The organism is Rothia sp. HMSC069C10 (genome assembly GCF_001812205.1).
GTDB lineage: Bacteria > Actinomycetota > Actinomycetes > Actinomycetales > Micrococcaceae > Rothia > Rothia mucilaginosa.
Window position 1 is genome coordinate 384,466 of the sequence record NZ_KV808297.1, and the last position, 23,642, is coordinate 408,107.

Here is a 23,642-nt window from a genome sequence, read left to right on the forward strand (position 1 = left end):
GTCATGCCAGCTGGAGGATTCACCGATACAACCCACATAGTTATTCCTCGGCATTAGGGCAAACCACCCGTGGCCGCCGTTCTCTTGAGCCGCACACCCCCTTTCTATCGCCAAGATACAGAGCAAACCGACACAGTTTCATTCTCTCCTTCAGCTTCAGTGCAATGTTAAAAATATTTAAAGCAATAGATTTTATATACCTCATTAATATGTTGAGGAAAATTAAAATATTTACGTAAAACTTGAAACGAATTTATGTAAAAATCATAAATTTTCTTGCAAAGAGAAGAAAAAGCGATACACACTAGAGATACCTTCTGCAGCGCAGCACGGTGCTACGTGCAGAAAGTATTCGCCCACTAACATCACTTCGTCGTGATGAAGGGCGAATAATTCACTCACCTCTAGGAGACATCGATGTCTGAATATCATGCGCCATCGCGGCGCGCCCTTTTGGCAGGAGGAGCTCTTGCCGCAACCACTGCAGGAGTCTCAGCTTTCTCCCCAGCCCATGCGGAGCAAGCAAACAAGACTGAAGAGTTCATGACTCGCGCCCCAGAATGGGTAAAAAATACCCAGAAGCGGCTAGACGAGTTCAATAAGCGTCTGCAATATCTCACGTACACTGATACTGCGAGGGAGTACACAGCCCATAATCTTGCGAAGAACGGCCTTCATGTTAATGTTCTGGATTACTGCGTAGACCCCACGGGCGGAGTGGACTGCACCGATCAGCTGAACAAGCTGGCAGAGCGCCTGTATTGGCTCGGCGGAGGGTCAATTGAGCTACCTGCCGGTATTTACAAGGTGTCGCACCCCTTCATTCACTTGCTCGATAAGGTGGAGTTTTTCGGGCATGGAATGTCTACCCGAATTATTGCGACGTCCACAGATGCGCTTACCAAGGCAGCGGGTACCTCTGATGAATGTTTCGGTGTTTTTCATACGGGAACTTATCAAAACCCGACATCTAATGCGACAGATAACCGTCCGATGCGTTTCGGAGTGCGTGATATGTGGATTCGCACGAGCCCCCAAAAAGGGCATATCAACGTACAGCAGCTTACGGATAATATGCATACTAGGGCACCTCTAGCCCATGTTGCAGGCATTATTCTACACACTGAGTTTACGGGTAAGCCTAATGACCCTGAAGCTGTCCCTTCCCTCTCTAACCTAGAAATTTGGGATGTAGATATGGGTGTTGCGATTTTGGGGCTTCATGACCGAGGTATGAAAGTCGATAAAATCCGTGTCCGCAAGTCTTTGCGCCAAGGCTTGCTGGTTGGCAAACCTGTCGGTCATCCGTTACGCCGCAAAGATGGCAATAATCCTGGTGGCGCAGATAATAAGTTCCTTACAGTAGATATTTCTGATGCCAACCTTTCAGGGAAAAACTACGCCGGAATTGAAATCTACGCCTCCCAATGCAAATTTTTTGGGTCAACCAGCTGGTACAACCGCCGATCCGTGCTACAAAATTCTATCTACGTAACGCGGAAAAAGGACCAGTCCGACGATCAATATACTGCCAAGACCGGTGCTGGATGGTATGTCGCCGGAACGCGTAACCTCTTTCAAGGATGCACGGCTCAAGAGAACGGTGGTCACGGATGGTTTGCCCTCATGCCGAGGAATAACTATGTGGGCTGTATCGGTGAATCCTCCAGCTGGCATGACGCAGTCTCAGATAAAGCACATAACCACGAGGCAGCGAACTGGTATATCAGCTCGTGGGCTAGCGACTGCACTTTCACGGGAGTACGCTCAGACAACCCCTACGGGCCAAGCCAAGAAGTACCCCTAGAAAGAATCCTCGCTTCACTGTGGGGCTTCTATCTTGAAGGTAGTGTTAGGCGTTTGAATATTATTGGAGCAAACGCATACGACGAATGCCACATGGACTACGAAGACAATAACAAACCTAAACCCAAGGTTCTGAACGATAAATGGAAGTTTTCTATTAAAAATTCCCTGAACCCACCCTACAAGATTGAAATTAATCAGTATGTCTATAAATCTACTGAGGATTCAGCAGATATTTCTAATAAAAAAGATTTTCCAATCACTGAATAAAAATTACTAAAATGTGCGCCTCACCTAACATTAGGTGAGGCGCACATAGTTTATTTAAATTTGAAAGATTTATCTGCTAGACGAATCACTTCGATAGCCTGCTCATAAGTAGCGTAAGCCAACCATTCAAATTCATCGTTAGGCGATACGATACCATACCGTCGATACGATACGTTCTCAATAGAATCTTCATTATTTGGATTCTGAAGACCATAGTGTAACCAGGTGTATGCCTTATGAAGCTCCGAATTATATGGCATATTCGGCCATTTTTCCTTCCAAGGAGTAGGGGGGAAATACTTCTCAGGGTCATATGCAGCTACCGTTACTTTTGGACTGCCCGCCAACCGATACACCATCAAGGCAGTAGAAGACTCACTAGCAGGGGTATCATAATGGAAATTCCCATCACTCCAACCCCAGGTAATGCCCCGCTCACGAGCCCACATCACCACAGGAAAACGCGGATCATCAGTCTTAATATCACCGTACGGTGACTGAGCTGGAAGATTCTTCACCTCAGGAGAACCCGACAGACGGTACAAATACTCCACAAACTGGCCACGAGAGATAACACTATCTTTCTTGACCATTTGGTGCTTCTGATACTCAGAAATCAGACCAATGCACTGCGCCCAATTAAAGATAACGCGACGCCCCAATTCACCATCTTGCCGATAGTACTCATATTCTGCGCGGTCGTTGCAGGTCACTGCCGGTTCGTCCGGCTGTACAATGGGGGTCACCTCGTGAGGCTTCAAATGCCCGGTGGCATACGCCGGAACACTACCGCACACCATGGCACCTGCCAGCAGTACCGTGCCACCGGCCTGGATGGCCCGCTTTGTGGGGCGGGTGAATAATTGTCGAAGCATCATAGCTCCTTCATGAACAGAGGGGAGGCACAATCTTTGTGCGCCCCAATGAGTAGAACGTTCTCAGCGTACCAAAAATCCTAACCTTCAGGTAGAGATTTAGGGAATATGCAATGAGGTGAAAGCAAAAGAATGGGGGGCGGGTTCCTTTGATTAGGAACCCGCCCCACACTTGCGTCTTAGTGCTGTGCCGCCAGCTGCTCGCGGATACGCGCCACCGTCGCCGCATCCGTCGTATTCTCACCCAGCAGGTTCGGCTTGCCCGCACCGTGATAATCACTCGAACCCGTCACCAGCACCTCACGGCCCGCCGCACGCTGACGCTCAATGAACTCCAGCAGACGCGCCCGGTCCTCCACCGAATTCTCACGGTGATACACCTCCACGCCCGCCAGGCCAGCCTCCACCATCAAACCCAGGTACTCCAGGCTCAACGCGGGTCCACGCATCGTACTCATCGGATGCGCAATCACCGGCACGCCCCCAGCCTCACGCACCAGACGCACCGCCTCCAACGGGTCCAGCGCATCCTGCGGCACATAGTAGGGGCTGCCCGTGTACAGCAGCTTCGCGAAAGCCTCAGAACGATCAGCAACCACACCGGCAGCAACCAGCGCATCAGCAATATGGGGGCGGCCCACCGCCGTGTTCCCCTCCCCCACCTGCGCCAACACGTCATCCCAGGTCAGCGGGTAGTCAGCGGCAAGACGGCCCACAATAGCCTGCGCACGGCCCTCACGGCTGGCACGAATCGCCTCCACACGGCACGCCAACTCCGAACCCACCGAATCAAAACCATAAGCGAGCAGATGAATAGTCTTCGTGCGTGCGCGGCCCTCACCGTCGGTGTACCGGTAACGGCAAGAGAACTCGGCACCCGGCAGAAAATCCAGACCGTGCTCATCCGCCAGCTGAGCCGCCTGCGCCCAACCAGCCGTCGTATCGTGATCAGTCAGCGCAAACCCAGCCAACCCGGCGCGAGCAATCAGCGGCACCAGCTCGGTCAGACTCTGCGTGCCGTCAGAAATAGCGGAGTGAATATGCAAATCGTAACGCCCGGCACGGTTCAGATTTTCAGGCGCACCCGATTCAGCGGGCTGCAGTGCCTGCTGCGCATTAGGTGCACTATTTCGGTGTTCTGTCTGCGTCATATTCTCTCCTTCCCCGCCCCTGCTAGTTCGTCGCCACCTCAGCGGGGTTTTAAGGTATGTCATCTACTCTTCTGATTCAACCCTACCAATATCGGCGGCGCAATATCAGGCACCCGGTCGCAAGTCAAAGATATATTCTGCCCCACCGCGCCCCTCTTATGGTCAAAAGCGCTAAAACACCTGCCCACCTGTGGTGAAGGAGATATGATTAACCCATGACTGAGAACAACGAGAAGAGCACCGAAGCTCAGAAGAACGACCACCGCAGCACCCCTAAGGCGTCTGCGTTCACCGAATTCATTGCTAAGGACTGGGCCAAGGCCGAAGATGACGGCTACACCCGCGAGCCCGTAGCAGACTACGCAGCTGAGCGCCGCGCCAAGATCTCCAAGGCATTCCCCGGCGAGCGCCTCGTCCTGCCTGCAGGCCCGCTGAAGGTCCGCTCCAACGACTGCGACTACCGCTTCCGCCCCCACTCGGCGTTTGCGCACCAGACCGGCCTGGGCATCGACCACGAGCCTGACGCCGTGCTGATCTTCGAGCCCGTCGAAGAGGGTACCGGCGACAACGGCTCCAACCACGAGGTCACCCTGTACTTCCGCCCGCTGGCTGGCCGCGACACCACCGAGTTCTACGCGGATGCACGTTACGGCGAGTTCTGGGTTGGCCCCCGCCCCACCCTGAAGGAGTTCTCCGAGCGTTACGGTCTGCGTACCCGCGACCTGTCCGAGCTTGAGGTTGCTATCACCAAGAACGCCGGCAACCAGGGCCTGGGCGGCGTGAACATCCGCCTGGTCCGCAACGTTGACCCGGCTGTTGACGCGCTGGTTGACACCTCCCGCTACAACACCGGCGTGGAGCTGGAGCAGGCTGACAAGCTGGACTCCGAGCTTGCCGTGGCTCTCTCCGAGGCTCGCCTGATCAAGGACGCTATCGAGGTTGAGAACCTGCAGCGTTCCGTTGACCTGACCGTCAAGGGCTTCGAAGAGGTCGTGCGCGAGCTGCCTAAGGCTGTTGCGCACCACCGCGGCGAGCGCGTCGTTGAGACCGCGTTCTTCTCCGTGGCACGTACCGACGGTAACGACCTGGGCTACGACACCATCGCAGCGTGCGGTAACAACGCAACCATCCTGCATTGGATCCGTAACAACGGCACCGTCGATGACGGCAAGCTGCTGCTGCTGGACGCAGGCGTTGAGGACGACACCCTGTACACCGCAGACGTGACCCGCACCTTCCCCGTGAACGGTAAGTTCACCGAGGTTCAGGCGAAGGTCTACAACGCTGTGCTGGAGGCTGCTGACGCCGCGTTCGCTGTGGCTAAGCCGGGCCGTAAGTTCCACGAACTTCACGACGCCGCTATGGAGGTTCTGGCTCACCGTCTGGAAGAGTGGGGCCTGCTGCCGGTTTCTGCCGAGGTTTCCCTCACCATTGAGGGCGGTCAGCACCGCCGCTGGATGCCGCACGGCACCAGCCACCACCTGGGTCTGGACGTGCACGACTGCGCGCAGGCGAAGGCTGAACTGTACATGTGGGCTGAGCTGGAGCCGGGCATGGTCTTCACCATTGAGCCGGCACTGTACTTCAAGGAAGAGGACATGTCTATCCCCGAGGAGTACCGCGGTATCGGTATCCGCCTTGAGGACGACGTGCTCTGCACCGAGGACGGCAACGTGAACCTCTCCGCTGCGCTGCCGCGCACCGTTGAGGGTATTGAGGAGTGGATGGCGAAGCTGGCGAAGTAACGCCTAGCCCCCCTCCAGTTACGTTAGTAACGTCTTATAGGGAAAGCCCCTCACCGATTCGTTCGGTGAGGGGCTTTCTCGTGTCTTCTAAGTACTGTCTTCTATGCCTGTTTCCCGCCGTTGTGGGCAGCTACCGCCGTTGCAGGTTCGGTTATTCGGACTCCTGCGAGGACTTATCGTGCAGGCCCTGCGGGCGCGGAGTCGGACGCTGCGGCTTGGGCTGAATCAGCTTCGCGTATTCTTCCGGGTCGTCCACGCGCAGACCGTACCGCTGCGCCGGGCGCTTCTGCGGCTCTGACTTCTGAGCGGTTACCTGGTCAGTGCTTGCCTGTTCCTGCTCGGAAGGCTGAGCAGACTGAGTGGGCTGGGTGGGCGCGGGCATGTTCTGCGCCGCGCTCTGAGCCACCGCGTTCTGCGCGGTCGCATCACGCTCGGGCAGGTTCTGGTTCGGCGCCGGCTGGCTACCCGCCTGCGCACGGTACGAAGGAGCCTTCGGCGCACCGGTCGGAACCGGTGCACCATTCATCGAGACGGTGCTCTGAGCCGCACGAGCCTGCGAAGCCTCCGGGGCAGCCGCCGCACGAGCAGCCGCAACCGCCGCCGAAAAGCGAGGATGCGCACCCAGCACGCGGCGCGCATCCTGAGCGTACTCCGGCAGAGCGTACATCACGGTACGCGAGGGAATTGATTCGGCACGCATCGGATGGCGGCTCCCATGAGAGCGACGCAAAACGAACATCTGCCAGAGCACAAACATAGCCATCGACAGCAGCACATACTTTATTACCTCAAACGCAGAGGAGTCATTAGTCGAGGCTATAACCAGCAGTGCAAAAAACGCACCGAATCCTGCCCCTCGAAGCGCTGCAAAAGTCAAGATACGGCCATACGGCAACGGTACCGGGTACTCCACCTGGCGGATACCGTCATTGACCAGGTACAGCGCCGTGACCGGGTAATCCTGCTCGCTGAGCACGTCAAAGGCGGCGAGCGCATCATCGTGACGCACGAAGGAGGCGATCGCCTCACCGGCGGGCAGGGGCTTGCCCTGAGCCTGCGCCAGGCGCGAGGCCAGATATGAAGAAGGCGGGGTCGAGGGAATATTCGGCAGGTTAGAAGTCATGGCTCCTATTCTACCGCCCGCCCTAACCCTGGACCCGGTGGGTAGTCAGCTCCTCTACAGGCGTAGCGAACACCTGTTCAAATAAGCCCCTCAAAGTGCGAATCCCCGCGGCGGAGCGTACCCTAGAGAGGTGAGCAATTCGAAGTTCAGCACCCCCAGCAAGATTTATATTGCCCGCCTTCTGGGCCTCGACGTTTTTGACCCCTTCGGTGACCGCCTCGGCCGTCTCCGAGACGTCGTCGTGCTCAAACGTGGCCTGGGCGCATCCATTGCGGGCGCCCGCCCCGCCAAGGGCACCGAACCCATTGTTGTCGGCATCATCGTTGAGGTGCTCGGCAAGAAACGTGTGTTCATGCCCATGACCCGTGTGCGAAGTATCGACGCTTCACAGATCATTTCAACCGGCCTGGTGAACCTGCGCCGCTTCGAACAGCGCAACTCTGAGACTCTCATCGTGGGTGAGCTCTTTGACCGCCGCGTGCGCCTGCTCGACGGCAGCGGCGACGCCGTCATTGAGGACGTCGCCATTGAGCAGCGCCGCAACGGCGACTGGGGCGTGACCGAGCTGTTCGTCTCCCGCGTCAGTTCCTCCTCCAGCACGTGGCGCCGCCGCTCCAAGGAGACCCTCATCGTCGATTGGGACGAGGCGGTGCTCTCCACCGACGTGGAACCGCAGGCGGCAACCGCGTTCGTGGCCAACCACGAGAACTCCAAGCCCGCTGACCTTGCGGACGCCATCCACGAGATGAGCGATAAGCGCATGGTCGAAATCGCCGCCGAGCTGCAGGATGAACGCCTCGCGGACGTTCTGCAGGAGCTACCCGCCGAGGACCAGGTGCAGATTCTCTCGCACCTGGACGACGAGCGTGCCGCGCAGGTCCTCGAAGAGATGGAACCGGACGACGCCGCCGACCTGCTTATCGAACTGGACGACGCCCAGCGTGAAAAGCTGCTCGAACTCATGGAACCCGACGAAGCAGACGACGTGCGTCGACTGCTCGAATACGACGAGGGTACCGCCGGTTCGCTCATGAACCCGGTGCCAATCATCCTCTCCCCGGAGGCGACCGTTGCGGAGGCGCTCGCACACATCCGCGCCGAGGAGATCCCTCCGGCGATGGCGGCTGCCGTCATGGTGACCCGCCCGCCCCTGGAAACGCCGACCGGCAAGTACCTGGGTCTGGTGCACATGCAGAAGTTGCTGCGTGTGCCGCCGAGTGAGCCGATTGGTCACATCCTCGATACCGATACTGAGCCTGTCTCTGACCAGGCAAGTTTGGAAGAGCTAGCACGCGTGCTGGCGACCTATGACCTGACCATCGTTCCCATTGTGAACGAATCGCACCGCCTGGTAGGCGCAGTGACCATCGACGACGTGCTCGATGCGCTCCTACCCGAAGACTGGCGCACTTACGATGATGGAACTCCCGTACGAAAGGTAGGACGACGCTTTGCCTGATTCGAACCGCCGCGACGCAAACCGTACCGAAGAGAACCCCCGCATCGATAAGGCACGCATCCTCAAGGACCGCCTGGAGAAGAAGTACGCTGAACGCAACCGCGAGCGCGGCGACTCCCGCCCGCAGCGTAGCGACTCTCAGCTGAGCACCCCCGGCACCCGCAAGCCGAAGCTGTTCTCGAGCCCCAACCCGGACGCTTTCGGCCGCATGACTGAGGGCTTTGCACGCTACATGGGTACCCCGCAGTTCCTGATGTGGATGACCATTTTCTGTGGCGTGTGGCTGGCGTGGAACTCCCTGGCGCCGGAGGAGATGCAGTTTGACCCGCGTAGCCTGAACTTCACCCTGCTGACCCTGATGCTGTCCCTGCAGGCTTCTTACGCTGCTCCCCTGCTGCTGTTGGCGCAGAACCGTCAGGATGACCGCGACCGCGTGGTGGCCTCTGAGGACCGTAAGCGTGACCAGCAGAACCTGGAGGAGACCCAGTACCTGACCCGCGAGATTGCTTCGCTGCGTATTGCTCTGCGTGAGGTTGCGACCCGTGACTTCGTCCGTAGTGAGCTGCGTGACATTCTTGAGGAACTGCAGAACATTGCGCAGGAGCAGGAGCGTCACGCCGAGCAGCTGCAGGACATCAGTGAGGACATTGAGGACCTGGAGGAGGCTATCGACGATATCGATATCTCCGAGGGCGAGGAAAAGGACGCTGAGGAGCAGGGCTCCGAGAAGAACTCCGAGAAGAACCCTGAGCAGAAGGAATCTGCGGGTGCCGAGACCGGTACCGAGAAGTCTTCTGACAAGGCTGAACGCTCTGCGAAGGATTCTGTGAAGGACTCCACGCAGGATTCCCGTCACGGCGATTTGAGCCAGCCTCAGAGCCGCGAATCTCAGCAGGCGCAGCAGCAAGCAGAGCGTACCCGTGAGGGAGGCGCCCGTGACCGCTGATAACCCGCTGCAGGATGCCCTATACGCGGCGCTCGCCCGCGTTGAAGACCCCGAATTGCGCCGCCCCATTACGGAGCTGGGCATGGTTGAGACTGCGCTCGTGCATCCTGAACTGGATGAGCACGGTGAGCCGATTCCCGGCCGCCACTGGGCTGAGGTCACGGTGCTACTCACCATTGAGGGTTGCCCGCTGAAGAACACCATCGAGCAGCAGGTTCGTGACGCCGCCACCACCGTTGAGGGTATCGAGCGTGTGCAACTGCAGGTGGGTGCGATGAACCCGCAGCAGCGTTCCGCTCTGCGTTCGATGCTTAAGCCGGAGCGTTCCAACCCGTTTACCGCACCCGGTTCGCTGACCCGCGTGTTCGGTGTGGTGTCCGGTAAGGGTGGCGTGGGTAAGTCCTCCATGACCGCGAATCTTGCCGCCGCGTTCGCCTCGCGCGGGCTTGCGGTGGGCATTATTGACGCGGATGTGCACGGCTTCTCCATCCCGGGTCTGCTGGGTATTACCGACGCCCCGACCCGCCTGGATGACCTGATTCTTCCGCCGACCGTGGATGTGCCCGCCCCCGCCCAGCGTTGGGGTGAGCAGAAGGTCAGCGGCGGCTTTATTCGCGTGATTTCTATCGGCATGTTCCTCAAGGGCAACGAGCCGGTGGCGTGGCGCGGCCCCATGCTGCACCGTGCCCTGGAGCAGTTCATCATGGACGTGCACTTCGGCGCCTTGGATGTGCTGCTGCTCGATTTGCCGCCCGGCACCGGCGATATTGCCATCTCCATGGCTCAGCTGCTGCCGAATGCGGAGCTGGTGCTTATTTCCACCCCGCAGCACGCCGCGGTGGATGTGGCGGAGCGTGCCGGTACCCTGAGCCTGCAGACCGGTCAGAAGGTCGTGGGCGTGGTCGAGAACATGGCTGCCATGACCCTGCCGGACGGTACCGTGCTCGACATGTTCGGTTCTGGCGGCGGTCAGGTGCTCGCTGAGCGTCTTTCGGAGGCGCTCTCCTACCCGGTACCGTTGCTCGGTTCTGTCCCGCTGGATGTGAACCTGCGTACCGGCGGCGACGAGGGCACCCCGGTGGTCTGGAGCCACCCGAACTCCCCCACCGCCGAAGAGATTCAGTCCATCGCCTCGCAGCTGTTGCAGTCGGGCGAGTCGCGGGCGGGTCAAAGCCTGCCGCTCTTCGTATAGAGATCTAGCCGTCTAGAAGCTGACGGCAAAAGCTGAGAACAGAAAGAACCCCGCACCATCACGGTGCGGGGTTCTTATCTATTCAAAATCTTAGGTTGCGTCCACGTCGAAGGGGGCGTATGCGCCTCGCGGAAGAGCACGGCTCTCCGACTTTTCCTTCTCCTTCAGCAGCGCCTCTTCACGTTCCTTCGCCTCACGCTCACGCTCGGCGTCATCCTCAGCGAACGCCTGCTTCACAATCACGCGCGGATCGTACTGGCGGGGATCGTACTGGCGCCAGTTAATATCTTCCAGACCCGTCTCGCCCAGGGCTTCCTTGAAGTCGTCCTTCGCGTCGAACGCCATACGGCGCACGGTCTTGACGAATTCACGAATCTGGCGGGCGTATTCGGGCATGCGTTCGGGACCAATCACCACAAACGTGATGATGGCCAAAATAATCAACTCGGTGCCACTAATACCAAACACAGAATATAGATTATCAGTTCCGAGCCAGCACCGCCGAACCCGCGGCGCTTTCTGGACGTGTCTTTAAGCTCTGGACAAGCAGAAGGCGTACGCTACAGCACCGCGGAGGAGCATTGCGCTCACGGCTAAGAACACAAAAGACCGCCGGCAGCACACCAGCGGTCTCCTGACACAATATTCGGTTTACGGCGGGTAGTCTCCACCGCCGGGTTAAAACGCTGCGGCTCCAACCGCAGGCACGCCCACCTTCCGAACGCAAAAGACCGCCGGCAGCACACCGGCGGTCTCAAACATCCGTTGGATAGATTCAGCGGTTTACGGCGGGTAATCGCCACCGCCGGGGAGCTGCTTCCAATGCCACAGCCAGCCAACCCAGCCCCACTGCGCACACGCACCCGCCACCAACAACGCCCAACGATACGCCCGCGAACGGCTCGCCGCCGCCACCACAATCACCAACGGGAACAACGGCAACAACAGACGGAACGTCGACGACTGCGGATTCAAAAACAGAATCAAATACGCAAAATAGCTCAGGCACCACAGGTTCAGCGGAGCCGCCAAAACCCTACGCGCCAGCGGGCTCAAACACAGAGCGATAAAGCCCAAAATCAGAAGAGTCAGCAACACCGGAGCCGCATACCCAAAGTACAGGTACCCCTGCGAAAGCCACGGCTGAATCGGCGCCAAATGGGTACCGCGCCACGCCGTCTCCGTGGCGGTGTACGCATCCACACGGCCCGTAGCCCACCACGCAATCGCAGGCCACACCAGCGCACACGCACACACCACCAAGGCGCTGACCAGCTGCCCCAGATGACGCACAAACGCCGTGCCCATGCCCGACTGGCGGCTCGAACGCACCCAGCACGCAAACCACCACAGGCCGGCAGCCGCGCCCAGGGGCACACCCACCGGGCGGGACAGGCACGCCAACGCCGCCACAGGAACCAGCAGACCGTATCGTCCCTGAACCAGGCACAGCAGCGCACCGGCAAGGAACACCAGGTTCAGCGACTCCGCATACGGCACCTGAAGCACCGGCGCCACCGGCAAGAACGACACCAACGCCACAGCCCACATGGACAGGGCAGAAGGCGACTCCTCACTCTTGAAACCGGTCGCCTTCAACGACGCCTCAAACAGCAGGTAAATCACCCACGCCGCTGCGAAACCGGCAAGCAGAGCAACCGTCGCCGCCACCGGGTAGTATCCGATGCCCGTCGCATGGCTAATAGATCCGGAAAGCTGCGGGAAAATCGGGTAAAAAGCCCACTGATTCTGTTGAACCGCACCCGTTGCATCCACCGGCAGCTGGCTCGGGTAGCCCTGTACCGCGATCTGCTCATACCAGCCGGCATCCCAGATGCTAATGAACGACAGGTAGTCCAGATGCTGACCCCACGGGCTGCGCAGCTGCTGCTGCCCGACCACGGCAAACACGATGAAACCCCACACGCGGGACAGACCATAAATCAGCAGCACCGACAGCCACGCGGGCAGGGCACGCAGACGCTCCCCCACCCGGCGCAGGCGCTCACCGGTGGCGGTGTACGCCCAGGTCAGCAGCTCGTCAAAGGACTCGCTCCGTTCCTCGCCGGAGGCGGGGGTGGCGGCACCCTGCGCGGGAGAATACGCGGGGGAAGCACTATTACGTTCAGGCGAAACACTCACGGGCGTTAGTTCCCCTCAGCCTGCGGGTTCTTTCGCTTCTCCACAAAGTCATGCGCGCTCAAGGTGCTCTCCGCATCATCAGCCAGCGGAACCGCACCGCGACGAACCGGCTCAGCGGCAGCGACGTTAGCATCAGCAGATTCTGCGGTCGAAGCAGCAGACTCAGCGGCGGGTGCGTTCTCGTGTGTCTTGTCCTCTTCGGGTGCACCGACGAGAGGAGCGATAAAGCCGAAATCCTCCACACGGTCAAAGGTGCCCAGACCGTCACGGCCCACACCGCTGAAGAACGCGGCACCAGGCACGGCACGCTCACCACCGAGCGCCACAACGGAGAGCACCGCAATGCCCGAAATCAGCAGGGCAAGCAGAATCAGAAGAAAGTTCATGTCAATCTCATATCATGCAGGACCGTCAACCCCTGACGGTCACCTAAATTCAAATAGTAGCGCCAGCACCGGCAGAATCAGCACCAACAGAGTTAGCGCCGCGACTAGTCCTCGTCACGGTCGCTGAGCAGCCAGGCACGCAAATCCGCGTGGCAGCGGGTCAGCTGGCTAAAGCTCACGTGCTCGTTATCGGTGTGAGCCAGCAGGGCGTCACCGGGGCCGAAGTTCACCGCGGGAATACCGATCTCGCTCAGGCGCGCCACGTCCGTCCACCCGTACTTCGGCTGAGGCTCCTGCCCCACCGCCTCAATCAGGGAAGCCGCCAGCGGGGTGTCCAGGCCGGGGCGTGCCGCCGGGGAAAGATCCACAAAGTCCAGCTCATAACCGGCGAAGACCTCACGCACGTGGGCGACCGCCTCATCCAGTGTCTTGTCCGGGGCGAACCGGTAGTTCACGTGCATTGCCGCCGCGTCAGGAATCACGTTACCGGCAACGCCGCCAGAAATCTGCACCGCGTTCAGGCCCTCACGATAGTCCAGGCCCTCCACCGCGATAGTCTTCGGTTCGTAGGAGGCGAGCGCCGCCAACGCCGGTGCCAGTGCGTGAATTGCGTTCTCGCCGCGCCATGCACGTCCCGAGTGGGCGGCAAGGCCGCGGGTGCGCACGAAGAAACGCATGGTGCCGTTGCAGCCGCCCTCAATGGTGCCGTTGGTCGGTTCAAGCAGCACACCGAAGTCTGCGTCAGTGATGAGCTCGCCGTGGTTGCGGATTAGACGCGCCAGGCCGGAGAGTTCGCTGGCGACCTCTTCGTTGTCGTAGAAGATGTAGGTCAGGTTGTAGTCGGTGTCCTGCGCGGTCAGTTCGGCGGCAAGCTTCAGCTGAACCGCCACGCCGCCCTTCATGTCGGTGGCGCCGCGGCCGTAGAGCACGTACCCGTCCTCTTCTTCACGCACCGTGGACGGCACGGTACCCAGCGAGCCCTCAACGGTGGGCAGGGGCACGGTGTCCAGGTGACCGGCAAGAATAATGCGGGTGCGTTCCCCCTCAACGCCGGGTAGCGGCGGGAACTCGGTGCGGGCGATAATGGCGTCCCCGTCACGGGTCAGGTGCAGGTGCGGGCAGAACGACAGCGCCATGTGCACGGCGTCAGCAATTGGCTGCTCATTGCCGGAAACCGACTCGTAATCCAGCAGGGCACGCGTCAGCTCGGGCATGGACACGTCCAAGTTCAGGGGCGGCTGCGGTACAGGGTGACGCTCAGAAATATTCGGGGAAACGCTCATCCTTCCACCTTACAGGTTCCCCGGTACACACACCCGCGCCCACAACGCCCATATCGAGCATATGAGACGGTCTTGAAGGGGCTCTCACCCCCAAAACTATAATGGGAGGCATGTCTGAAAACACTCCCCGTTACGCCTCCGGCGTCGCACTGGTCAATGTTGTTGTCTCTGGCGAGCACGCCGGCACCGTCCTGGATGCCTGGTTCCCCGCTCCCTCCCTCACCCAGACCCCCGACCTGTCCATCGCGGACGAGCTGGAGGAACTGGCCGCCGAGCACCCGGCGCGCAATGCCCGCACCGAGGTGCGTACCGCATCCATCAACCTGGATGAGGCACCCGAAGACGCGGTCGACGCGTACCTGCGTCTGCACCTGCTCTCCCACACTCTGGTTCGCCCCAACGAGCTGAACCTGGACGGCCTGTTCGGCACCCTGGCGAATGTTGCGTGGACCAACCACGGCCCGGTGCTTGCCGCCGAATTCCAGAAGCTGGCGATTGGTCTGCGCAAGCTGGGCCACCTGAGCGTGAGCCACATTGATAAGTTCCCGCGCCTGGTGGATTACGTGGTTCCCGCCGGCGTGCGTATTGGTGACGGTGATCGCCTGCGCCTGGGTGCGCACTTGGCGTCCGGCACGACCGTGATGCACGAGGGCTTCGTGAACTTCAACGCCGGTACCCTGGGCACCTCCATGGTTGAGGGCCGTATTTCTCAGGGCGTTGTGGTGGGCGACGGCTCGGATGTGGGTGGCGGCGCCTCCACGATGGGTACCCTCTCGGGCGGCGGTAAGAAGCGCGTGTCCATTGGTGAGCGTTCCCTGCTGGGTGCGGAGTCCGGCATCGGTATTGCCCTGGGCGATGACTGCGTGGTTGAGGCTGGCCTGTACGTGACCGCCGGTTCACGAGTGAGCGTTCTGCTGCCCGGTCAGGAGGCGCGCGTGGTGAAGGCTGCGGAGCTGTCCGGTGTGTCGAACCTGCTGTTCCGCCGTAATTCGCTGAGCGGCGCGATTGAGGTTCTGCCGCGTGCGAAGAACACCGTGGAACTGAACGAGGCACTGCACCTGAACTAGTCTGCACCTGAACTAGTGCGGGGCGGCCCGTGAACTTTGGGGTCGGGATGTGTGAAGCATCCCGGCCCCTTTTTCTCTGCCCGAGGCTCCTCTTTTCGCCGCTCTCATAGGCTGGGCGCGAATCCGCGGCGGCTACGGTGACCATTTTCAGGGCGGGATGCTCGGGCTTTCGCTAGGCTGGTAGTACCGGGTACAACCCACCCGCCATGACTGACCACTTGTACAGTTCAGAGAGGAACTCAGATGCCCGAATCAACTAAGTCAGAGTCGACGATGAGCGAAACCTACCGGCACTTTATGCGACTTTTCCCCTACCCGCACGAGCGTATTCCAATGGGCGCTCCTGCCGCTGATGCCATGGCTCGTTACGATGAGTTGGCTCAGCTGGGGCGTGCGGAGGGGTTCGTTCCCTTCTTCCTGAACCTGAACGATACGGTGCTTGAAAGCATGGTCATTGCGGTGTCCCTTGAACACGACATCATTGACGATGTTGAGACTCTGACCCCCGAGCAGGTGAGCGCCTACACCCGTGCTGTTCTGCAGCGTTACCGTACCGCCCGGGGTGGCGCCTCCGCAGAAGAATACGGCAGCGCAGTCATTGCCCAGCAGCTGCGCAAGGTTACCGATGATGGCGAAGATGCTCACGAGGAGGGCCCTGACGACTTCAACCTCAACGAGCTTGTTGACGAGTTTATGAGCTCCGATTTTCTGCCCGATGAGGAGCCCGAAGATGAGGCCCCGACTCTTTCTGCCCTACTCTGCTACGAGCTCCTGGATGAAGAGGAGAAAGGCGAGATGCTCCTGCTGCAGATTCCGACCGATGACCCCGCCGATATTCCCGCATACCTGCCCTTCGGCGGCTGGAATGGCTGCCCAGACGCTGAAACACAGCTGGCGTTCACCCACTATTGGCGTGAAAAGTACGGCGCCAGCCCGGCGGCTCTTGACGGTGCTGACTGCCTGGAGTTTCTGGTGGAACGCCCCGTCACCGACCCGGTCGAGACGAAGAATCTGGCGGTCGAACAGTTCGCGTTCTGTTCCGATCTTCCGTTCCAGGTGTTTGAGGATATTGAGCAGCTGACGGAGTTTATTCACCAGAGCCGTCAGTGGTATTTCTGGTGGGATTAGACGCAAGCTATACAGCGAGGTGGGGGCGAGTGTCGACACGCCTCAATAACGCCTCCCATGTGCTCACATCAGAGTGCACAAGCGCACAGTGTCCCGCAGTACTTACGCCGCGTGCACGGCTGTACTATTAGATACAGCTCAACAGCTTTTGTCCCCCATCCGGAGCACTTTTTCCGGATATATAAAGCCCGAAAGGACATCATGAAGGTACTCGTTACCGGCGGCGCCGGCTACATCGGCTCCCACACTGTACTTGAACTGCTCAAGGCAGGCCACGACGTCGTCGTCATGGATAACCTCGCGAACTCTTCCGAGGAGTCCCTCAAGCGCGTCGCTGAACTCGCTGGCCGCGCCCCCGAGTTCCACAAGGTTGACCTGCTCGACCTCGAAGGTATGAAGGCTCTCTTCAAGCAGGTTCGTCCCGACGCTGTGATTCACTTTGCGGGTCTGAAGGCTGTGGGCGAGTCCGCAGAGAAGCCGCTGTGGTACTACCAGACCAACGTGGCTGGCACCCTGAACCTGCTGTACGCAATGGACGAGGCTGACTGCCACTCCATCGTGTTCTCCTCCTCCGCTACCGTGTACGGTGAGCCCGAGTCCATGCCTCTGATTGAGAAGATGAACATGGATGCGCAGTCCTGCTACGGCCGCACCAAGGAGCACATCGAGGACATGCTGGTTGACCTGGCTGCTTCCGACTCCAAGTGGAACATTGCTCTGCTGCGTTACTTCAACCCCGTTGGTGCGCACGAGTCCGGCCGTATCGGTGAGGACCCGGCGGGTATCCCGAACAACCTGGTGCCCTTCATCGCGCAGGTTGCTGTGGGTCGCCGCGAGCACCTGAACGTCTTCGGTAACGACTACCCGACCGTTGACGGTACCGGTGTGCGCGACTACATCCACGTGGTTGACCTGGCTGACGGTCACCTGAAGGCACTGGATTACATTACCCAGCACGGCGGTCTGCACACCTGGAACCTGGGTACCGGTAACGGCTACTCGGTTCTACAGGTTCTGCACGCGTTCGAGGAGGCGTGCGGTAAGGAGCTGCCGTACAAGATTGTGGATCGTCGCCCCGGTGACGTTGCGGTCTCTTACGCTGATCCTTCCTCTGCTCTGGCGGATCTGGGTTGGAGCGCTAGCCGCGACATTAAGACCATGGTTCGCGACCACTGGAACTGGCAGAAGAACAACCCCAACGGTTACGAAGCCTAAGCTGTTTTAGCCCCGTGTGAGGGGTGTTGAAGAGTGCCCGATAGGTGTTATCTCACCTATCGGGCACTTTTGTGCGCTTTTTTCGAAATTTTTACCAAGTCGTGACTACCTCCCCAAAGGCGTTTGACACCTCGTGAGTGCGTAGAGAAAGGGAAGAATATATTCCCTAGTCAGAGCCTTTTGTGAAGATGGGGTGTTTTTTACCCATATTTTTACGTCAAAAATACTATAACTATGCATTCATGCTTAAAAATTCACATTGCTTACCCAGTAAAGTGAATATTTTGCAGACAGGAAACCGTCTGAGGCGTAAGCTGAAAACTCAGCATACAGACAACCCGCATCATAGACGCACCTCACGTGAAAGGGTTCAAAATGTCCGCACAGGCAGCTCCCGAAGCGCAGAAAAACCTCATCGAAATCGCCAACGTCAACAAGTACTACGGCACCAACCACGTTCTGAAGAACATCAATCTTTCCGTGGGAAAAGGTGAGGTCGTCGTCCTCCTCGGCCCCTCCGGTTCCGGCAAATCCACCCTCTGCCGAACCATCAACCGCCTCGAAACTATCACCAGCGGATCCATCACCATTGACGGACAAGAACTACCCGAAGAAGGCCGCGCACTCGCCAAGCTCCGCGCCGAAGTCGGCATGGTTTTCCAGTCCTACAACCTCTTCGCGCACAAGAACATCCTCGATAACGTAACCCTTGGGCCCCGCCGAATCCGCAAAATGTCCAAGTCAGAGGCAGAAGCAGAAGCCATGAACCTGCTCGCGAAGGTCGGTGTGGATTCCCAGGTGCACAAGATGCCCGCAGAGCTTTCCGGCGGTCAGCAGCAGCGCGTCGCCATCGCCCGTGCACTCGCCATGAAGCCCAAGGTCATGCTCTTCGACGAACCCACCAGCGCGCTCGACCCCGAAATGGTCAACGAGGTGCTCGACACCATGGTCTCCCTCGCGAGGGAAGGCATGACCATGATCGTGGTGACCCACGAGATGGGTTTTGCCCGCAAGGCGGCAGACCGCATCGTCTTCCTTGCCGACGGCGAGATCATCGAAGAGGCGCACCCGGACGAGTTCTTCACCAACCCGAAGAGCGAGCGCGCCAAGGACTTCCTCTCCAAGATCATCAACCACTAAAGCAGAGGGACCGACATGCAAAAATATTCACGTAGGCTCGCGGCACTCGCCGCAGCAGCATCCCTCGCTCTGACCGGCGTCCTCGCCGGATGCTCCAGCGCAGACAGCGACCACAAGATCCGCATCGGCATCAAAGTAGACCAGCCCGGCCTCGGTTACCAGGACGGCAACACCTACACCGGCTTCGACGTGGAGGTGGCACGCTACGTCGCCGGTAAGCTCGGCTACTCCGAAGAGCAGATTGAGTTCGTCGAATCCCCCGCCGCTAACCGCGAAAACATGCTCAACACCGGTCAGGTAGACATGATTTTTGCGACCTACTCCATCTCTGAAAGCCGCAAGAAGACCGTGGACTTCGCCGGCCCCTACTACACGGCTGGTCAGGACCTGCTCGTGCGTGCCGATAACACCGATATTCACGGCCCGGACGACCTCAACGGCAAGAACCTCTGCTCCGTCACCGGCTCCACCAGCGCCCAGAAGGTGCAGGACAAGTTCGCCAAGAACGTGAACCTGGTCAAGCAGAACAGCTACTCCGACTGCGTGGTCGCCCTCAACGGCGGCGTGGTGGACGCCGTCACCACCGACGACATTACCCTCGCCGGTCTGGCAGCCACCAAAGCGAACAAGGGCAAGCTGAAAGTGGTCGGCTCCCCCTTCACGACCGAACGCTACGGCGTGGGTCTGCCCAAGGGCACTGACAAGTGCGAAGCCGTGAACAACGCCATCAACGAGATGGTTGCCGACGGTACCTGGGAGAAGCTCATCACCAAGTACACCGAAGGCACCGGCTACCACTACAACACCGAAACCAACCCGCCGCACCTGGGCACCTCCTGCGCCTAGGCCTCTAGAGAGGTTCACGAATGTCATTCTTTGACCAACTCGGCACCCTCCTGTCCAAGTACGATGTGGTTGGCGCCTTCATGACCAATATTCAGCTGACCTTCTGGGCGGCTCTTGGCTCGTTCGTTCTCGGTACTGTGCTGGCGCTCATGCGCATCAGCCCCGTCCCGTCCCTGCGCTGGGTGGGCACCGCCTATGTGCATACTGTCCGTAATACTCCGCTCACCATCATGATGACTTTCGCCATTTTGGGTGTGTGGACGCAGTTCCAGCTCTCCTTCTCGCACGATTTCGACACGAACTTCTTCGTGTACGCGGTCATTGCCCTGTCGATTTACCATTCGGCGTTTATCTGCGAGGCGATCCGTTCGGGTGTGAACACCGTGCCGAAGGGTCAGGCTGAGGCGGCACGCGCTATCGGTCTGGGTTTCTTCGACACCGCCCGCCTGGTGATTTTCCCTCAGGCTCTACGCGGCGCCATTACCCCGCTCGGCAATACTCTGATTGCGTTGACGAAGAACAGCACTGTCGCCTCGGTCGCGTCGGTGGCGGAGGCCTCCGGGCTGATGAAATCCATGATTGAGTTCGACGCGAACATGGTGCTTGCTATCTTCATCATGTTTGCGATGGGCTTTGTCATCATTGTTGTTCCCATTGGTGCGTTGACCACCTGGTCATCCCGTAAGCTGGCGGTGAAGCGATGAAAAACCCTTTTATCAGTAATGACACCCGCGCCGCTTCTTCGGTGCTTTTCGACGAGCCGGGTCCTATCGCGCAGCGTCGTATCCGCATCTTCAACATTGCTGCGGTAGTCCTTTTTGCACTATTTGCGGTGTATGTGCTGACCGTGATGGGTCAGAAGGGGCAGCTGGAGGCAGAAAAGTGGACTGACCTGTTCACCGCCCGCGCCTGGAGCTCCTACTACCTGCCGGGCCTTGCCTCGACCCTGTCGGCGGCAGCGGTTTCGGTGGTTACCTCGGTTGCGTTCGGTGTGGTCTTCGGTATTGCTCGACTCTCCCAGTACCGCGTTATCCGCTGGTTCGGCACCGTGGTGGTAGAGTTCTTCCGCGCCGTGCCAGTGCTGATCATGATGATTTTCTTCTGGCTGTTCTTGGGCAAGTACAGCGGCCTTCCGCCGGCTCAGCTGCCCTTCATCGCCGTGGTGATTGGTCTGACCCTGTACAACGGCTCGGTGATTGCTGAGCTACTGCGTTCGGGCGTGAAGCAACTTCCTCGCGGTCAGGGCGAGGCGGGTCTTGCGATTGGTCTGACCCCGACCCAGACGCTGATTCGGATCCTGCTTCCGCAGGCGTTCACCGCGATGATGCCCTCGATGCTCAGCCAGTTCGTTGTGATTCTGAAGGACACCGCCCTCGGTTACATCATCTCCTACCCCGAGCTGCTCGCTTCGGCGCGCCGCATCGGTTCCGGTGACGGCAACGTGCTGCAGACCCTGATTCTGGCGGCGGCACTCTTCGTGACGGTGAACTTCGTGCTGACGGCTGTAGCAACCGGCATTACGGACAGGCTGGCGTCGCGCACCTCCGCGAAGGTGACCCGAAACCTGATTCCAGATGCGTTGGATAACCCGAACCCGCCGACCGTTCAGATGTTCGTTCTGCCCGGCGACCGCAAGTAGCCCTTCTCGTTCTGGCTCCTCAGCCAACGACAATCAGCGGATACGGCAAAGCCCCCGCACTCCCCTTTCGGGAGGGTGCGGGGGCTTTCTGCTATGCGGGCTAGTTAGACCCGTCGGGGCTACTTAGCGGCCGATGCCTTCAGACGCTCAGCAGCCTTCGCCACCGCCTCATCAGAAGCGGTCAGGGCAATACGCACGTAGCCTTCGCCGTCCTCGCCGTAGAACACGCCGGGGCCAGCAATAATACCCAGCTCCGCCAAGCGACCAATCGAATCCCAGGTGGACTCACCGAAAGTGGTCCACAGGTACAGGCCAGCCTCAGAATTCTCGATGCGGCCACCGGCGGCGGCAATCGCCTCCTGCAGTACCTCGCGGCGGGCACGGTACAGGTCCTTCTGCGCCGCCACGTGCGCCTCATCAGCCAGCGCAACCATCATCGCGGCCTGCACGGGTGCGGGCACAATCATGCCGGCGTGCTTGCGGCTATTAATCAGGTTCGGCATCAGCTCGGGGGCACCGGCAATGAACGCGGCACGGTAACCGGCGAGGTTCGACTGCTTCGACAGCGAGTACACCGCGAACAGGCCGGTGAAGTCGCCGTCACACACGCGCGGATCCAGGATGGACGGCACCGGCTGACCGCCGCGCGCCTCATCCCAGGCACCCCAACCGAGCTCCGCGTAGCATTCATCGGATGCCACCACGGCACCGATTTCGCGCGCCTGCGCCACAATCTCACGCAGCTGCTCCACGGTACGGACCGTGCCGTTCGGGTTCGCCGGGGAGTTCACCCAAATCAGCTTCACACGGCTGCGGGTGTCAGCGTCCAGCTCATCCAAGCTATCGGCGGGCACGGACTCGGCGCGGGCGAAGCGGGCACCCATATCGTAGGTGGGGTACGCAACGCGCGGGTACACGACCACATCGCCCGGGCCCAGACCCAGCAGGAACGGCAGCCACGCCACGAGCTCCTTCGAGCCGACCGTGGGCATGATTGCCTCCGGGCTCAGGCCCTTCACGCCGCGTCGGCGCTCAAACCACTCGGCAATAGCCTCACGCAGGGCGGGGGTGCCGTGGGTGGTCGGGTAGCCGGGAGCGTCAGAGGCAGCCGCCAGCGCCTCGCGAATGTTCTGCGGGGTCGGGTCAACCGGGGTGCCGATGGACAGGTCCACCGGGCCGTCCGGGTGGGCGGCCGCGGTTGCGCGGTAGGGGGCGAGCGCCTCCCAGGGGTATTCGGGCAGGTTCAGGCCGTAAGTCATTGTGTCACCTGGTTGCTTGGGAATAGTTTTCGTCATTTTAGTCTAGCGTCCGTGCGCTGGCGTGCCTACAGCAAGAGCCTCCATTCCAGCGCCTAGACGGTGCGTGGGCACCGGGTGCTGTGATGGAGGCTCTTGGCACCCGTTAGCGGGTGCGGTCAGTCTATGCGGTTGTCGCTATTATTCGCCGCAGGGATTACTCGCCACGAGGGGGCAGCGCCGCGATGAAGGGCACGTCCTTGCCGGTGGGGCCGAGCTTTGCTGCGCCGCCCGGGGAACCCAGGTCGTCGAAGAAGTCTGCGTTGGCGCTGACGTATTCGCTCCACTCTTCGGGGACGTCGTCTTCGTAGTAGATTGCTTCTACGGGGCAGACGGGCTCGCAGGCGCCGCAGTCCACGCACTCATCCGGGTGGATGTACAGGGTGCGTTCGCCTTCGTAGATGCAGTCGACGGGGCATTCTTCAACGCATGCGCGGTCTTTGACATCCACGCAGGGAAGCGCGATTACGTAGGTCATTGGTGTGCCTTTCTAGAAGCTGTTCGCCCCGTGCCCGCCGGTCTGCGGGTCGTCTGCTGCAGGGCAAAATCTACAGAGTAAACCGCCGAGTAGGTGGTACCCGGCGGGGAAGTCTGTGTATAGTCTATCGCGCGCTGACTGTTTAACAGTATTTTCGTGGTGTATCAGACAGTGGGTCATTGGGTTTATGGGGGTATTTTTTAGGCTAGGCTGACCTGGTATTTATTTGCATTACGGCTAGTCGGCAGGCTTTTAAAAATAGATTAAGCCAAAAATGAAATCTTCGTCACATGAATTTTTTGATGAGGTCGCCACTATTTCCACCCCGCTAAATTCACCGAATAACGCATAAATTTTCTTCCCTATTTTCCGCTATCCGGGCCTCTGTCCGGCGGGGGCAGAAGACAGCAACTGTGCCGCGCCCAAAACAGCAGGAGGGGCGCCCCGGCAGACCGG

21 protein-coding genes are annotated in these 23,642 nt (G+C 59.5%); 12 read left to right on the top strand and 9 right to left on the bottom strand.

What is annotated here, in order from left to right; genetic code table 11:
• The first annotated feature begins 417 nt into the window (after positions 1–417).
• Positions 418–2,076, top strand: coding sequence for a hypothetical protein (locus HMPREF2842_RS03745; RefSeq protein WP_049327635.1), 1,659 nt, complete (start codon positions 418–420; stop codon positions 2,074–2,076).
• Between the two features lie 50 nt (positions 2,077–2,126).
• On the opposite strand, the gene HMPREF2842_RS03750 is transcribed toward HMPREF2842_RS03745, so the two are convergent.
• Positions 2,127–2,954: an S-layer homology domain-containing protein gene (locus HMPREF2842_RS03750; RefSeq protein WP_239662515.1), complete on the bottom strand. Its 828-nt coding sequence runs from the start codon at positions 2,952–2,954 to the stop codon at positions 2,127–2,129.
• A gap of 176 nt (positions 2,955–3,130) precedes the next feature.
• Complete coding sequence (locus HMPREF2842_RS03755; protein ID WP_083309204.1) at positions 3,131–4,102, bottom strand: PHP domain-containing protein; 972 nt, start codon at positions 4,100–4,102, stop codon at positions 3,131–3,133.
• Positions 4,103–4,317: 215 nt separating this feature from the next.
• Here HMPREF2842_RS03755 and HMPREF2842_RS03760 point away from each other — a divergent pair, with 215 nt between their 5' ends.
• Positions 4,318–5,847, top strand: a complete 1,530-nt coding sequence (locus HMPREF2842_RS03760; protein WP_070642820.1) for an aminopeptidase P family protein — start codon at positions 4,318–4,320, stop codon at positions 5,845–5,847.
• A 151-nt stretch (positions 5,848–5,998) separates the two neighbouring features.
• On the opposite strand, the gene HMPREF2842_RS03765 is transcribed toward HMPREF2842_RS03760, so the two are convergent.
• The gene (locus HMPREF2842_RS03765) at positions 5,999–6,970 is read right to left on the bottom strand and encodes a hypothetical protein (RefSeq protein ID WP_070642824.1); all 972 of its coding nucleotides are present in this window, start codon (positions 6,968–6,970) and stop codon (positions 5,999–6,001) included.
• Between the two features lie 130 nt (positions 6,971–7,100).
• Here HMPREF2842_RS03765 and HMPREF2842_RS03770 point away from each other — a divergent pair, with 130 nt between their 5' ends.
• From HMPREF2842_RS03770 to HMPREF2842_RS03780, 3 genes are read left to right on the top strand one after another with little or no spacing between them, the layout of a single operon-like run.
• A complete protein-coding gene (locus HMPREF2842_RS03770; RefSeq protein ID WP_049337302.1) occupies positions 7,101–8,429 on the top strand; it encodes a magnesium transporter MgtE N-terminal domain-containing protein in 1,329 nt (442 codons plus the stop codon).
• Positions 8,422–9,375, top strand: coding sequence for a DUF1003 domain-containing protein (locus HMPREF2842_RS03775; protein ID WP_049349389.1), 954 nt, complete (start codon positions 8,422–8,424; stop codon positions 9,373–9,375). The genes HMPREF2842_RS03770 and HMPREF2842_RS03775 overlap by 8 nt, the downstream gene beginning before the upstream one ends.
• Positions 9,365–10,567 (top strand): P-loop NTPase, encoded by a 1,203-nt coding sequence (locus HMPREF2842_RS03780; RefSeq protein ID WP_070642827.1) that lies wholly within the window; start codon positions 9,365–9,367, stop codon positions 10,565–10,567. The genes HMPREF2842_RS03775 and HMPREF2842_RS03780 overlap by 11 nt, the downstream gene beginning before the upstream one ends.
• A gap of 90 nt (positions 10,568–10,657) precedes the next feature.
• Here the strand turns inward: HMPREF2842_RS03780 and HMPREF2842_RS03785 are convergent, their stop codons facing one another.
• The 4 genes from HMPREF2842_RS03785 to dapE all read right to left on the bottom strand — a co-directional run bounded on the left by HMPREF2842_RS03785 (position 10,658) and on the right by dapE (position 14,378).
• On the bottom strand, positions 10,658–11,035 hold the full coding sequence (locus HMPREF2842_RS03785) for a twin-arginine translocase TatA/TatE family subunit (protein WP_005505243.1): 378 nt from the start codon (positions 11,033–11,035) through the stop codon (positions 10,658–10,660).
• Positions 11,036–11,350: 315 nt separating this feature from the next.
• The gene (locus HMPREF2842_RS03790; protein WP_070642829.1) at positions 11,351–12,709 is read right to left on the bottom strand and encodes a hypothetical protein; all 1,359 of its coding nucleotides are present in this window, start codon (positions 12,707–12,709) and stop codon (positions 11,351–11,353) included.
• Between the two features lie 5 nt (positions 12,710–12,714).
• The gene (locus tag HMPREF2842_RS03795; RefSeq protein WP_070642831.1) at positions 12,715–13,095 is read right to left on the bottom strand and encodes a taurine ABC transporter substrate-binding protein; all 381 of its coding nucleotides are present in this window, start codon (positions 13,093–13,095) and stop codon (positions 12,715–12,717) included.
• Between the two features lie 104 nt (positions 13,096–13,199).
• Positions 13,200–14,378 (bottom strand): succinyl-diaminopimelate desuccinylase, encoded by a 1,179-nt coding sequence (gene dapE / locus HMPREF2842_RS03800; protein ID WP_049354221.1) that lies wholly within the window; start codon positions 14,376–14,378, stop codon positions 13,200–13,202.
• 101 nt (positions 14,379–14,479) lie between these two features.
• Between dapE and dapD the strand changes: the two genes are divergently transcribed.
• The 7 genes from dapD (at position 14,480) to HMPREF2842_RS03835 (ending at position 21,413) form a co-directional block, all read left to right on the top strand.
• Positions 14,480–15,445, top strand: a complete 966-nt coding sequence (gene dapD / locus HMPREF2842_RS03805) for a 2,3,4,5-tetrahydropyridine-2,6-dicarboxylate N-succinyltransferase (RefSeq protein WP_070642834.1) — start codon at positions 14,480–14,482, stop codon at positions 15,443–15,445.
• 243 nt (positions 15,446–15,688) lie between these two features.
• Entirely contained in the window at positions 15,689–16,573 is an 885-nt protein-coding gene (locus HMPREF2842_RS03810) for a DUF4253 domain-containing protein (protein WP_070642836.1), read from the top strand.
• A 201-nt stretch (positions 16,574–16,774) separates the two neighbouring features.
• The gene (galE, locus tag HMPREF2842_RS03815; protein ID WP_049341848.1) at positions 16,775–17,788 is read left to right on the top strand and encodes a UDP-glucose 4-epimerase GalE; all 1,014 of its coding nucleotides are present in this window, start codon (positions 16,775–16,777) and stop codon (positions 17,786–17,788) included.
• A 375-nt stretch (positions 17,789–18,163) separates the two neighbouring features.
• Positions 18,164–18,928, top strand: coding sequence for an amino acid ABC transporter ATP-binding protein (locus HMPREF2842_RS03820; protein ID WP_049337287.1), 765 nt, complete (start codon positions 18,164–18,166; stop codon positions 18,926–18,928).
• A 15-nt stretch (positions 18,929–18,943) separates the two neighbouring features.
• Positions 18,944–19,774 carry a glutamate ABC transporter substrate-binding protein gene (locus tag HMPREF2842_RS03825; protein ID WP_049337285.1) on the top strand — a complete coding sequence of 277 codons (831 nt, stop codon included), beginning with the start codon at positions 18,944–18,946 and terminating at the stop codon, positions 19,772–19,774.
• Between the two features lie 20 nt (positions 19,775–19,794).
• The gene (locus HMPREF2842_RS03830) at positions 19,795–20,478 is read left to right on the top strand and encodes an amino acid ABC transporter permease (protein WP_049327621.1); all 684 of its coding nucleotides are present in this window, start codon (positions 19,795–19,797) and stop codon (positions 20,476–20,478) included.
• The gene (locus HMPREF2842_RS03835; protein ID WP_005508486.1) at positions 20,475–21,413 is read left to right on the top strand and encodes an amino acid ABC transporter permease; all 939 of its coding nucleotides are present in this window, start codon (positions 20,475–20,477) and stop codon (positions 21,411–21,413) included. The genes HMPREF2842_RS03830 and HMPREF2842_RS03835 overlap by 4 nt, the downstream gene beginning before the upstream one ends.
• 119 nt (positions 21,414–21,532) lie before the next feature.
• On the opposite strand, the gene dapC is transcribed toward HMPREF2842_RS03835, so the two are convergent.
• Positions 21,533–22,672 carry a succinyldiaminopimelate transaminase gene (gene dapC / locus HMPREF2842_RS03840; RefSeq protein WP_070642841.1) on the bottom strand — a complete coding sequence of 380 codons (1,140 nt, stop codon included), beginning with the start codon at positions 22,670–22,672 and terminating at the stop codon, positions 21,533–21,535.
• Positions 22,673–22,865: 193 nt separating this feature from the next.
• Complete coding sequence (gene fdxA / locus HMPREF2842_RS03845; protein WP_005505213.1) at positions 22,866–23,186, bottom strand: ferredoxin; 321 nt, start codon at positions 23,184–23,186, stop codon at positions 22,866–22,868.
• Positions 23,187–23,642 lie beyond the last annotated feature (456 nt).

Excerpts from the sequence above, each read along its gene's own strand:
- HMPREF2842_RS03745 (WP_049327635.1), top strand. The coding sequence starts at position 418 with ATGTCTGAATATCATGCGCCATCGCGGCGCGCCCTTTTGGCAGGAGGA.
- HMPREF2842_RS03750 (WP_239662515.1), bottom strand. The coding sequence starts at position 2,954 with ATGATGCTTCGACAATTATTCACCCGCCCCACAAAGCGGGCCATCCAG.
- HMPREF2842_RS03755 (WP_083309204.1), bottom strand. The coding sequence starts at position 4,102 with ATGACGCAGACAGAACACCGAAATAGTGCACCTAATGCGCAGCAGGCA.
- HMPREF2842_RS03760 (WP_070642820.1), top strand. The coding sequence starts at position 4,318 with ATGACTGAGAACAACGAGAAGAGCACCGAAGCTCAGAAGAACGACCAC.
- HMPREF2842_RS03765 (WP_070642824.1), bottom strand. The coding sequence starts at position 6,970 with ATGACTTCTAACCTGCCGAATATTCCCTCGACCCCGCCTTCTTCATAT.
- HMPREF2842_RS03795 (WP_070642831.1), bottom strand. The coding sequence starts at position 13,095 with ATGAACTTTCTTCTGATTCTGCTTGCCCTGCTGATTTCGGGCATTGCG.
- dapE (WP_049354221.1), bottom strand. The coding sequence starts at position 14,378 with ATGAGCGTTTCCCCGAATATTTCTGAGCGTCACCCTGTACCGCAGCCG.
- dapD (WP_070642834.1), top strand. The coding sequence starts at position 14,480 with ATGGGAGGCATGTCTGAAAACACTCCCCGTTACGCCTCCGGCGTCGCA.
- HMPREF2842_RS03810 (WP_070642836.1), top strand. The coding sequence starts at position 15,689 with ATGCCCGAATCAACTAAGTCAGAGTCGACGATGAGCGAAACCTACCGG.
- galE (WP_049341848.1), top strand. The coding sequence starts at position 16,775 with ATGAAGGTACTCGTTACCGGCGGCGCCGGCTACATCGGCTCCCACACT.
- HMPREF2842_RS03820 (WP_049337287.1), top strand. The coding sequence starts at position 18,164 with ATGTCCGCACAGGCAGCTCCCGAAGCGCAGAAAAACCTCATCGAAATC.
- HMPREF2842_RS03825 (WP_049337285.1), top strand. The coding sequence starts at position 18,944 with ATGCAAAAATATTCACGTAGGCTCGCGGCACTCGCCGCAGCAGCATCC.
- HMPREF2842_RS03830 (WP_049327621.1), top strand. The coding sequence starts at position 19,795 with ATGTCATTCTTTGACCAACTCGGCACCCTCCTGTCCAAGTACGATGTG.
- HMPREF2842_RS03835 (WP_005508486.1), top strand. The coding sequence starts at position 20,475 with ATGAAAAACCCTTTTATCAGTAATGACACCCGCGCCGCTTCTTCGGTG.
- dapC (WP_070642841.1), bottom strand. The coding sequence starts at position 22,672 with ATGACTTACGGCCTGAACCTGCCCGAATACCCCTGGGAGGCGCTCGCC.
- fdxA (WP_005505213.1), bottom strand. The coding sequence starts at position 23,186 with ATGACCTACGTAATCGCGCTTCCCTGCGTGGATGTCAAAGACCGCGCA.